Origin of the sequence: Psychrobacter sp. (assembly GCF_030457785.1) — a bacterium.
GTDB lineage: Bacteria > Pseudomonadota > Gammaproteobacteria > Pseudomonadales > Moraxellaceae > Psychrobacter.
The window spans coordinates 1-11,192 of sequence record NZ_JAKDUI010000071.1 but is presented as its reverse complement, the minus strand read 5'-3'; the positions used below and the strand labels follow the sequence as shown (position 1 = coordinate 11,192).

Annotated in this window: 8 protein-coding genes and 1 tRNA gene; 3 read left to right on the top strand and 6 right to left on the bottom strand. The window is 42.7% G+C overall.

Annotation, left to right across the window (positions count from 1 at the left end; all coding sequences use genetic code 11):
- Nucleotides 1–100 precede the first annotated feature (100 nt).
- Nucleotides 101–724 (top strand): BLUF domain-containing protein, encoded by a 624-nt coding sequence (locus tag L0J61_RS05195; RefSeq protein WP_301465281.1) that lies wholly within the window; start codon nt 101–103, stop codon nt 722–724.
- 399 nt (nt 725–1,123) lie between these two features.
- Here L0J61_RS05195 and L0J61_RS05190 read toward each other — a convergent pair.
- From L0J61_RS05190 to pyrC, 3 genes are all read right to left on the bottom strand, one after another.
- Nucleotides 1,124–1,199 (bottom strand) — tRNA-Glu (locus tag L0J61_RS05190).
- 571 nt (nt 1,200–1,770) lie between these two features.
- The gene (rnt, locus tag L0J61_RS05185; protein ID WP_301465282.1) at nt 1,771–2,430 is read right to left on the bottom strand and encodes a ribonuclease T; all 660 of its coding nucleotides are present in this window, start codon (nt 2,428–2,430) and stop codon (nt 1,771–1,773) included.
- 331 nt (nt 2,431–2,761) lie between these two features.
- Nucleotides 2,762–3,781 carry a dihydroorotase gene (pyrC, locus tag L0J61_RS05180; RefSeq protein ID WP_301465280.1) on the bottom strand — a complete coding sequence of 340 codons (1,020 nt, stop codon included), beginning with the start codon at nt 3,779–3,781 and terminating at the stop codon, nt 2,762–2,764.
- A gap of 455 nt (nt 3,782–4,236) precedes the next feature.
- Here pyrC and L0J61_RS05175 point away from each other — a divergent pair, with 455 nt between their 5' ends.
- Nucleotides 4,237–5,475, top strand: coding sequence for an argininosuccinate synthase (locus L0J61_RS05175; RefSeq protein ID WP_301465279.1), 1,239 nt, complete (start codon nt 4,237–4,239; stop codon nt 5,473–5,475).
- 213 nt (nt 5,476–5,688) lie between these two features.
- Here the strand turns inward: L0J61_RS05175 and L0J61_RS05170 are convergent, their stop codons facing one another.
- Nucleotides 5,689–6,867 (bottom strand): hypothetical protein, encoded by a 1,179-nt coding sequence (locus L0J61_RS05170; protein WP_301465278.1) that lies wholly within the window; start codon nt 6,865–6,867, stop codon nt 5,689–5,691.
- Nucleotides 6,868–7,010: 143 nt separating this feature from the next.
- Here L0J61_RS05170 and L0J61_RS05165 point away from each other — a divergent pair, with 143 nt between their 5' ends.
- Nucleotides 7,011–7,526, top strand: a complete 516-nt coding sequence (locus L0J61_RS05165; RefSeq protein WP_301465277.1) for a L,D-transpeptidase — start codon at nt 7,011–7,013, stop codon at nt 7,524–7,526.
- A gap of 59 nt (nt 7,527–7,585) precedes the next feature.
- Here L0J61_RS05165 and L0J61_RS05160 read toward each other — a convergent pair whose 3' ends face one another.
- Nucleotides 7,586–9,133, bottom strand: a complete 1,548-nt coding sequence (locus L0J61_RS05160) for a CYTH and CHAD domain-containing protein (protein ID WP_301465276.1) — start codon at nt 9,131–9,133, stop codon at nt 7,586–7,588.
- A gap of 135 nt (nt 9,134–9,268) precedes the next feature.
- Nucleotides 9,269–10,855: an isocitrate lyase gene (locus tag L0J61_RS05155; RefSeq protein ID WP_301465275.1), complete on the bottom strand. Its 1,587-nt coding sequence runs from the start codon at nt 10,853–10,855 to the stop codon at nt 9,269–9,271.
- Between the last annotated feature and the right edge of the window lie 337 nt (nt 10,856–11,192).

Sequence of the window (11,192 nt, the reverse complement as noted above, 5' to 3'; positions counted from 1 at the left end):
TAGTAAGCCAGTTTCACTGCTAATCGTCCTGTCCCTAGCTTTTTCTAAGGCCAAGAGGGTTCTCATATCTGCATTGGTCTGAAGTATAAGGAGAAGCTGCTTGTCAGCGATCAATAATGCGATAAATCCAGTAACCACGGATCTTTGCCAGTTTATTTACGTGAGCCGGATTACTTCAACTGGTCTTTCAAGCCCGAGTACGCTGAGTGATATTTCAGAGATATCGATACGAAACAATGAAGAAGATGCTATCACAGGCGTGCTTTGTTATGGCAATGGTTACTTTTTACAGTGCGTAGAAGGGTCGGAGCAAGATCTAACCAATCTGAAGAATCGCCTGTTGTTAGATAATCGACACAAAGAGATGAAAATACTAAGCTTTGAAGAGATAACGGAGCGTCGTTTTTTCAGTTGGTGGTTACGCTCTATCATGCTCGAGCGTTGGATAACGAAGGGATTTGAGCTGAAAGAGTTTATGCCTTTCGAGCCTTATAATTTGGATGATAAAGAGTTGAAAAGTTTTCTGAATATATTGCAAGAATACTATCAAGATCAGGTAAGAACGGGCAGTGTCGACACCTCTCCTGTTAAGTACAGTACCTTGGGTGTGACTTTGAGTAAAGTAGTTGGTCAACATCAAGCTTTCTTTTTGATTCAGACTGTACTCGGTGTGTTGGTAGTGATGGCGTTGTTGTGGCTAATGCTGTCTGATAAGATTTGGTAGAGGTTGTAAAAAATAGTTGATCTATTTAGCCAGCATTAAATGCTGGCTTTTTTTATGCAAAGATATAGTAAAAAACCAAACAAACAACGGCTGATAGTGGCCACTTCTGAGTATCCGAACTCAAAACAGACTGCTAGACAACCGCTAAACAAAGGAGAGTTTTGTAGTAGGTAAGGGCTGAGCAGGTAAGGGCTGATTTAAATCTGATGCATTGGTGCTGATGCGTATTTAGTTGTCTATCACAGCCAACAGAAGTGATAAATAGGCATAGAAGAGTCAAAAATTAGAATTATAATTTACCGCATAAAAAAAGCCCAGTCACAAATTAATGTGACTGGGCTTTTTAGCTGGTTCGCTTATTAGTCTGATAGCAAGCTGGCTAATAAGTGACGCCAAATGTGGCGTCCCCAGGGGGATTCGAACCCCCGTTACCGCCGTGAAAGGGCGGTGTCCTAGGCCTCTAGACGATGGGGACTAGTAACAAACACCTCAGCTGCTTTCACCATTTATGCCGAAGTGGTGCGTATTCTAATAGCGTCTGCGTTTTCTGTCAAGCCTTTTTCTTCGTCTTTTTAAAATTAAGTATCTTTTTTTGATTGCACGACGAGGATGTAGGTCTTTGCGCTTTAAATGGTAGCGAATCCATAAAGAAGTGCAAGCGCTGATGCTCAATGCTAGCAACATATAACCGAGGATAGTCCCCCATAATTTAAGCTGTGGATCCATAATAGAGTCCCTTCTATTAAGCCTCCTATCACGAAAACTACTTGCTGAGGCAGTGTGGACAATTTAAACTATCTACAGGATATAACCCGCTGTTTGAAAGTGAGCTATGACGGGTAGGCTTATTAAATATCTAAACAATTTCACGTTTTTCTGTTCAGCTCTGTGATTAGAAATGCCATTGATTTGCTTATTTATCGTGCCAGTTTGTCGTAGTATCAATCATATCCTTATTGACTATTAAATCAATATGTCAAAGTTGTTAAGTATTATCAATAGCATTATTATGCTTGCTTGGCAAGATGTGGTATGTCATCGATAGATTATTTGTCACTTTTCTCAGCAGTAGATTCTTCGGATTTTTCAGCGTGTACTGCGTTTGCCAACATGGGGTAACTGTTGAGAATATGACAAAATAGCTCAGCGGTTTTTTGAGTGTCATATAGCGCTGAGTGAGCATCCTTACCATCAAAATCGAGCCCAGCTGCCTTACAAGCGCGTGCTAATACTGTCTGACCAAAGGCTAAAGCCGACAGCGTCACTGTGTCGAACACTGAGAAATTATGAAAGGGGTTGTGGTTTTTGCTATTAGTGCGTAGTACCGCAGCATTCAAAAATGCCAAATCAAAATGGGCGTTGTGGCCAATCAAAACACATTGACGGCATTCCTCTGCACGACGAACATCCTTTAGACCTTTGAATATACGGCGTAATCCAGTTTTCTCATCTTCAGCAATGGCTTTTCGCAAAGGGTTTTTTGGATCGATTCCTGTAAATTCAAGCGCTCTTGGCTCTAGGTTTGCGCCTTCGAAGGGTTCGATATGAGCATTTAGTGCCTCACCTGGATAAAATACGCCTTGCTCACTGAGTAAGATTGGGATACAAGCGATTTCTAATAAAGCATCCGTCTGAGCATTAAAACCTGCGGTCTCTACGTCGACGACGACAGGAAGAAATTTACGAAAACGATCTTTTAAACCCATTGCTTCTTGTGTGTTTTCAGTGTTTTCAGTGTTTGTAGGGTCTGTTTTTACTTGGCTATGTTCTTTGCTATCAAGCGTAGATAGTTGGTTGGAGTTGTCACTATCAGGCAAGGGTGCGTAGTTTTGATTGGTCATATCAAGTTAAGTCACTTTTGTCAGGCATATTATCATATTGAGTGAAAAGACAATCATCCCATGATGACGGTCACATCGTTTGCTACAACGATGCGATCGATCCCATCGGATAAAATAATAGAGTTTGAAAGTGGTCTATCAGTTGTTAGCCTTTTAGAGACCACGGAAGTGTTTCGCCAGCCATCTGCGGCGTAAGTTAATATCCATCAAAATAAGGATAAGCGCTGGGCACTTGCATCGGGGTATTGATTAAGGTAACAGTGCTTTCATTGACTGGCATCCCATAGAATTGAGCGCCAAAACGACTGGCAAATCCTTCCAACTTGTCAATTTTGCCTACGCTATCAAAGGCGGTGGCATATAAAGGCAAAGCAGTCGCGGCACTATAACAGCCTGCACAGCCACAAGCGTTTTCTTTTTTGTCTGTCGCATGCGGTGCTGAGTCAGTGCCCAAAAAGAACTTTGGGTTGCCACTGGTCGCGACATCTAACAATACTTTTTGGTGGCTTTCACGCTTTAAAATGGGCAGACAGTAAAAGTGTTGTTTGATACCACCGAGCAATAAATGGTTTCGGTTAAACATCAGATGCTGAGGGGTAATCGTGGCAGCGATATGATTGCCTTGTGTTAACACAAAATCAGCCGCATCACTGGTAGTGATATGCTCTACCACGATCTTTAATGTGGGGAATTTGACGATGATTTGTGCTAACACCTCATCTAGGAAGCGTTTTTCACGGTCAAAAATATCTACATGGTCTTGAGTGACTTCACCATGTATCAGCAAAGGTAAGTTATACTTTTCTAAAGCTTCAAAGACATCGACGCAGGCGTTGATGTCAGTGACACCATCAGAGGAGTTGGTGGTCGCACCCGCAGGATACAATTTGACTGCTTGTACGATACCTGATTGTGCTGCCAATTTGATATCTTTTGGGGTGGTTTTATCAGTGAGATATAAAGTCATACGTGGATCGAATGCAGATTTGCGCTCTATACTTAACTCACTGTTTTGCAGGTGCTCCATGATACGATCACGATAGGCACGCGCGTCATCGATATTTTTGACAGGTGGTACTAGGTTCGGCATACAGATAACACGGTTAAAGCTATCTGCTGCATGCGATACTGTGGTGCTGAGTGCTTTGCCGTCGCGCAAGTGAATATGCCAATCGTCCGGCTGAAGGATGGTCAACTCTCTAATCGAATCAGTCATAAGGTCGTCGCGCTCTATATCGTCATATACGGGGATAAAAGAAGGTAGTACTAGATGACCATCATAACAGGTTTGCCTGCTTGACTAAATATGCGGATAGATATTTGTACTTTGGATATGGTTCGTCCTATAAAGCGAGAGGATATCCACTTGATAGCAGTATGATAGGCACACTAGTACCGAGCTAATTTTGGTTAGTGCTAGCTCACTTAGAACTAAGATTAGCTCGGTATTTGGACCGCTTATGTATTTGTGGGTCATTTTGCTTATCTGAAAACTATTGTTTTTTTTAGATACCTAAACAATTTCACAATACATTTTAACCAAAACCGCAGCATGTGCGGTGGTTGTACTTTTGCCTGTAGCAAATATGATGTACACTGAACGGGTAGTTTTTCTTTCGATCTAATGTTAGCACTGTTACCCACATTAAATTCTCAAAATAGGAGTTATTCATGGCTCAACTTGATCCAAAAAATATTAATAAAATCGTCCTGGCATATTCAGGTGGCCTTGATACCTCAATTATCGCTAAATGGCTGAAAGAGACCTATGACGCCGAAGTCATTACCTTTACTGCTGATATCGGTCAAGGGGAAGAAGTTGAGCCAGCACGTGCCAAAGCTGAAGCCATGGGTATCAAAAATATCTATATCGAAGACTTGCGTGAAGAGTTTGCTCGTGATTATGTATTTCCTATGTTCCGTGCCAACGCCATTTATGAAGGTGAATACTTGCTAGGTACGTCTATCGCACGTCCACTCATTGCCAAGCGTTTGGTTGAGATCGCTAAAGAACACGATGCCGATGCCATCAGTCATGGGGCGACAGGCAAAGGGAATGATCAAGTCCGGTTTGAGCTTGGTGCTGTTGCCTTGTCACCAAATGTGGTTACTATCGCACCTTGGCGTGAGTGGGATCTGTCTAGTCGTGAGAGCTTGATGCAATATGCTGAAGAGCATGATATTGCCATTGATTATGCAGGTAATAAGAAAAAGTCTCCTTATTCAATGGATGCTAACTTGCTTCATATCTCGTATGAAGGTGGTATCCTAGAAGATCCGTACGCCGAAGCTGAAGAAGATATGTGGCGCTGGTCTGTGAGTCCAGAAGAAGCACCAGAAGAAGCTCAATACCTAGAGCTAGAGTATGAAAAAGGCGATATTGTCGCGATTGATGGTGAAAAGCTCAAGCCTTTTGAGGTTATGATTAAGTTGAATGAGCTTGGCGGTAAGCATGGTATCGGCCGTTTAGATATCGTCGAAAACCGTTATGTCGGTATGAAGTCACGTGGTTGCTACGAAACGCCAGCTGGTAATATCATGCTAAAAGCCCACCGTGGCATCGAGTCATTGACGCTGGATCGTGAAGCTGCTCACTTAAAAGATGAGATCATGCCACGCTACGCAAAAGTCATCTACAATGGTTATTGGTTCAGCCCAGAGCGTATGATGCTACAAGCGTTGATTGACAAGTCACAAGAATATGTCAACGGTACGGTACGTGTGAAGCTGTATAAAGGCGCGGTAAGCGTCGTCGGTCGTAAGTCTGATGATTCATTGTTTGACGAAAAAATTGCGACGTTTGAAGATGATGCGGGTGCTTATGACCAAAAAGACGCAGAGGGCTTCATCCGTCTAAACGGTCTGCGTTTGGCTATCGAAGCCAGCCGTGGTCGTGACTTGTCAAAATAAGCTAAGTAAGCAGCGTAAGTTTATTACATATAAGAAGGCTGATTGGGCTACTTTTAGTTGCCCGATCAGACCTAAAATGAAAAACAGCGGCACTATATAGATAGTGCCGCTGTTTTTTTTATGGTTTTTTATTATATCTGGCTCTACATATACTTGGTTTGATAGCGTCGTTGGCGATAGGAAGTTTATCCTCTGGCTGACTGGTAAATCTTGTTATGAGTGCGTTTCGAGACGACTTTGCTCTACTTCTTCTGTGGCAAGCACGGCACCATTCGCTTCTTTACTTTGGTATTTGAGGGTAGCTAAGGCTCCAAGGGTGCTTATGACGAGGATGATGATTAAAATAACAGGGTTTTTCCAAAGTGGCGTTGGTGCATCAGGCTCTATCGGCTTGTCATTGACAGTTGTTGAGATATTGTCTTTATGACCGCCGAGCAAACTCAGGTTTACGAAGGGAGGTTTGGGTGGGCTGGTAGGTTCAGAGGTGATTCGTAATCGATCACGGCTGAGGTAGATATCTGAGATTTTTGCAAGTTGTAATAGCCAGCGTTGATGCGGCACTGCGATGGCTTGCAACTCCGCAAAAACCAGCATGTCGTTGTGCTGACCCTGTTGTAAATTATCAGGTGACCGTCCGATGGCTTTCAGGTAGTTGCCAGTTGCGAATTGCATATCTTCTACTGGTTCAATTCTCTCAGATTTGAAGTTGGTCAGTTTATACCAATAAGGGTCGAATGGTGGTGGCGTTTCTGACAGCTGCTCAGCGCTTAATAAATAACGTTCTGCAGGATATTCTGGCTGCAGTTCTATTGTATTATCTGTCGAGATATCATCATCTACTAGATTTTCAGGCGATGACTGTACGTTTGTCGCCGAAAATCTATCTGCAGATAAAAACTGTGGTTGCAAGGAAAACCATTTATCAATTTCCTCATTATCCATTTGACTATAGTCTGCCAAAATAGCAAGTTCACGCAGCGCTATCGCGCATAACGATGTCAGTAAAACCTGAACTTGCTGTACCGTTGTATGAGTACGAGCAGCAATATGTTCGCTGGCTTTGATTATTTTAGCGTTGTCATTAAAAATCGCGTCTGCGGCATCGTTTCGATGGTATAACGTCGCATCGATGGTCGCAAAGTTCATCGAATTGTATTTGCGCAATTCTTTGATCGCACTGCGACAAAAAAGCTTTTTATTCACTGCTTGTCCGTGATGACGCTGTTGATAGGCGAGCAGGGCACTGACGATGACCTGCAAACTGGCATCAATGGCCAACCGTGATTGCGGCAGCGAAAGCTGTGCAGCGTCTGCTAAGAGTGACACCATCGGCTTGGTATCATGATATAAAAAATCATACATTGATACACGTGTCGGTGAAATAGTCGTCATAATCTGCTAGCATCAAAAAGTGTGCCCCTATATTACGGTGCCGAATCTCTTGATACAATCCCTTTATAATAGAAAAGCCCAATCAGTTACCTCACTATGTTGTCAGTGATGTGGTAACTGATAGACAGATATTGGATACGCTTATGAAAAACAATCGTTCTGCTGATACACAGTTAGTCATCGATATCGCCCAGCAAAGATTAACAGTATGTCGAGCGGATGAACGAATAGCGCAGTATGTGGTGTCTACTGCTAAGAATGGTATTGGCAGTCAGGAAGATAGTGGCTGCACACCTATCGGTAGGCATGTTATCGCTGAAAAAATAGGCGGCAGTGCACCGATAAACTCTGTGTTCGTCGGGCGTGTGCCTACAGGTGAGGTCTATGATGAAACACTGGAAGAATTACATCCCAAGCGTGATTGGATATTGAGTCGTATCCTGTGGCTAACTGGCCTCGAGGAAGGTTTGAATAAAGGTAGTAATGATCGTGGTGGTTGCGATACTTACCAGCGTTACATCTACATTCACGGAACACCGGATACAGAGCCGATGGGAACGCCGCTATCGCATGGTTGCGTGCGTATGCGTAACCACGACATTGTCGAGCTATTTGAGGAGGTCAGCGTTGGTACATCTGTGCTTATCGTTGCAGACTGACCCTATTTATATTTAATGCAATCTATTGGTAGAGCCGTCTTTCTCTAGCGCTAGCATTATCAGAACACTGCCCGACCTTTAAGTTTTGCCAAACGATTTTTTAACTGTTTATCATAAGTATTGAGCTTTATGGCATACCAACCCACACCAAAAAGTGCCTGAGGATCTGTTTTTGATTTCTTTTGATAATGCTGTTGGAACCTCGAATGCCCACGATATTGTTGCAGTGCTTTTTTTGTTTTTAACAAATGCTTTAGCCAGCGCTTGGTTTTCTTTTTCGAGTATTTCTTTTGCAATAGCGGCGCAGCGAGCTCACTGCTATAGCATAGGTTGTTTATTTGGTTATCAATCTCTGTCAGCGCCTGACTATCATCAATATCAGAGTCATTTTCTTTTTCAAAGTCATTCAGCGCTTTTGTCAGTTGTTTTTGTTGTACAGATAAATTGTTTGGCAGTTGCTCGCTCGCTAGTGTTTCAGCATTTGGCTCAAGGTTAGGATCACTCATCGTAAACGCGATGAGATCAAGCAACATTAGCTGAAAGTCGTTGGCACTCACGGCATCAATTGGTTTTATTTTGAGAGTGTCAATATCTTTTTCCCAGTTGACCGCTGGTGCACCGTGTTGTTGTAAGCCAGGATCGATATGGTTGGAGATATAGGTAAGGTCTCGGTAATTACTAAGTAAGGAGGTGGTTTGTTTTAAGATTGGCAACCAATCAGGGTTGATCTCATCAGAACCGCCGGCAAATGTGTTTATTGCGGCTTGCAATCGAGATAAGCCTAAACGTAACTGTAACACATGATCGTCATTTTCGCTGCCAGCTACGATGGCACTACTGTTCGGTAGTATGTGTAAGAGACAGTTATGCACTGCTGCACGTATAAAGGCAGGCATGCTACTGTCTTTGTGGGCTATTAGTTGGCTAAGGTCAGCACTGACTGCAGGGCTATGGTTTTGACCATTGATTAGCAAGCCACCACGTTCAGCCTTCGTCACAGTAGACAGGCAAAGTTTATAGCGTTTACACCATGTTTTGGCAGTCGCAAATAAAAAGTCAATATCGCCTGATATCAGTTCAAACTCAATTTCGTGAATAGTAAACTGCTGTTCCTCGTCACTACCATGTATGATTTTTCCATAATCATACGCCACCTCAATACTGTTGTCGTCCTCATTGTCATTACTTTCTGCCAATATACGTGTGGTGCGTTCAACGTCTGTAACGTACAGCTTTGTGAGATTTTTATTTAGTTTCTTACGCTTAAAACTGGCAAGGGCAGGAGCGATAGGGGTATTTTTATAAATAGTTAAATCAGGCATGAGCTGATTATTATCCAGCATTTCTTCCACTTGCTCACTATCTAACTTGGCATTATGCTCCAAGCGTGCAGCAATGCCGTCGCCGCCTGCTTTGATGGTCTGAACCCAAGTATCGCCTTCTTTACGAATACGTAAGCCAATACCTGCATGGGCAAGCTTTTGCTTAGGAGTATCATAATAGTGAGCAGCCAGTTGTGTGACCTTTGAAGACTTGACTCGTGCTTGGCGCATCAGGCCTTTTAGCCGCGAATTTTGTATCAAAAACTTTAGCTCTATCTCTCGCATGATGGCTCCTATTAATTTTGTCTATTGAGTATTAGTCTAACACTCAATGATGGTTTGAGCACAGAAAAAAGCCACCCTACATGATGTAGAGTGGCTTTTATTAATTGCAGCTTCTAGACTTCTAGTTTTCGGTAATTAGAACTGGTTCATCGTGTTCTTGCCGCCGCCTGCTTTAAGTGCGTTGTCACCTGAGAAGATTTCTTTATGATCATCACCTAGGTCAGAACCAGCCATTGCTTGGTGCTTAACACAAGAGATGCCTTCACGGATTTCTTTACGTTGGACGCCAGCTGCATAAGCAAGCATGCCTTCTTCACCAAAGTAGCCTTTAGCAAGTTCGTGAACGCTAAGAGCAGTAGTGTGGTAAGTTGGAAGCGTGATCAAGTGATGGAATACACCTGCTTCACGTGATGCGTCACGCTGGAAGTTTTGAGCAGCAACATCAGCAGCAGCATCAAGATCAGTACCGTCGTACTCAGAACTCATCAAGTCATCTTTGTTGTATTTAGAGATGTCTTTGCCTTCTGCTTCCCACTCAGCGATAACTTGCTTACGGAAGTTCAACGTCCAGTTGAATGATGGGCTGTTGTTGTATACAAGCTTAGCTTTAGGCTGTTGCTCTTTGATACGGTCAACCATTGATTTGATGTGGGCAACATCTGGTGTTGGTGTTTCAATCCATAGTAGATCTGCACCGTTTTCTAGAGCAGTCACACAGTCTAGTACAACACGGTCGATGTTGGTGTCTTCACGGAAGCTGTATAAGCCGTTCGGCATACGAACTGGACGTACTAGCTTACCATTATGCTTAAGTAGGCTGTCGTTTTCGTTAGCGTCTTCAATGCTCACTTCTTCCATTTCTAGGAAGTCGATGTATTTAGAAGCAAGATCACCTGGCTCGTTTGATACTGGAATTTTTTGTGTTAGTGATGCGCCTTCAGAGTCAGTACGAGCGACGATAACGCCGTCTTCAACACCTAGCTCTAGGAATGCATAACGGATAGCGTTGATTTTCGCAATGTAGTCTTCATGCGGTACAGTAACTTTACCTGCTTGGTGACCACACTGCTTAGCATCAGATACTTGGTTTTCAACCTGAATGGCACAAGCACCAGCTTCAATCATTTGCTTGGTGAGCAAGTAAGTCGCTTCTTCGTTACCGAAACCTGCATCGATATCAGCAATGATTGGCACAACATGCGAATCAAAGTTTTCGATTTTTTCTAGGATAGCTGAGGTGTCTTGACCTGCTTCTTCAGCAGCGTTTAACTCACGGAAGTAGTCGTTCAGTACTTTAGCATCCGCCTGACGTAAGAAAGTATAGATTTCTTCGATTAGCTTAGGTACTGACGTTTTTTCGTGCATAGATTGATCAGGTAGAGGACCAAACTCAGAACGAAGGGCAGCAACCATCCAACCTGATAGGTAGATATAAGTTTTAGAAGTTGTGCCAAAATATTTTTTCTTGGCATACATGGTTTGTTGTGCAACAAAACCATGCCATGCACCTAAAGACTGCGTGTACTGTGAAGTATCGTTGTCATAGTCTTCCATGTCTTGACGCATGATTTTTGCAGTGTATTTTGCGATGTCTAAACCAGTTTTAAAACGGTTTTGTGACATCATACGTGCCGCATCAGTTTCGCTGATATTCTGCCAGTTACCATGCTTTTGTTTTAATTCACGTACTAAATCGATCGCTGATTTATATGCAGTTGACATCTATGTCTCCTTGGTGGGGTGTAAAAAACGAAAAATTAAATGTTAAAATAATAACGACTTTGTATGACTGAAAAATGTATCCCGAAGCTTTTTTGTGAACGTCATTGTTAACTTATAATGATGGATACAATCATAAACTATCGAATAATGCCTAGTTACCCTAAACAAAGCCAACCACTAATACAAGGGGGCCTGCTGAAATCATTTGCTAAAATGCATTTGATTATGTGAATGATAACTATGCGCACTTGCATGTCGCTAAAGGGCTTACACTAAATTATCGGGCAGCTATGTCATAATTGGCGTTAAGAGATGTTACAATAATATATAGTGCCGT

Bases quoted from the DNA above. Each gene is read 5' to 3' on its own strand.
- rnt (WP_301465282.1), bottom strand. From the start codon at position 2,430: ATGGGTTTAAAAGATCGTTTTCGTAAATTTCTTCCTGTCGTCGTCGAC.
- pyrC (WP_301465280.1), bottom strand. From the start codon at position 3,781: ATGACTGATTCGATTAGAGAGTTGACCATCCTTCAGCCGGACGATTGG.
- L0J61_RS05175 (WP_301465279.1), top strand. From the start codon at position 4,237: ATGGCTCAACTTGATCCAAAAAATATTAATAAAATCGTCCTGGCATAT.
- L0J61_RS05170 (WP_301465278.1), bottom strand. From the start codon at position 6,867: ATGACGACTATTTCACCGACACGTGTATCAATGTATGATTTTTTATAT.
- L0J61_RS05165 (WP_301465277.1), top strand. From the start codon at position 7,011: ATGAAAAACAATCGTTCTGCTGATACACAGTTAGTCATCGATATCGCC.
- L0J61_RS05160 (WP_301465276.1), bottom strand. From the start codon at position 9,133: ATGCGAGAGATAGAGCTAAAGTTTTTGATACAAAATTCGCGGCTAAAA.
- L0J61_RS05155 (WP_301465275.1), bottom strand. From the start codon at position 10,855: ATGTCAACTGCATATAAATCAGCGATCGATTTAGTACGTGAATTAAAA.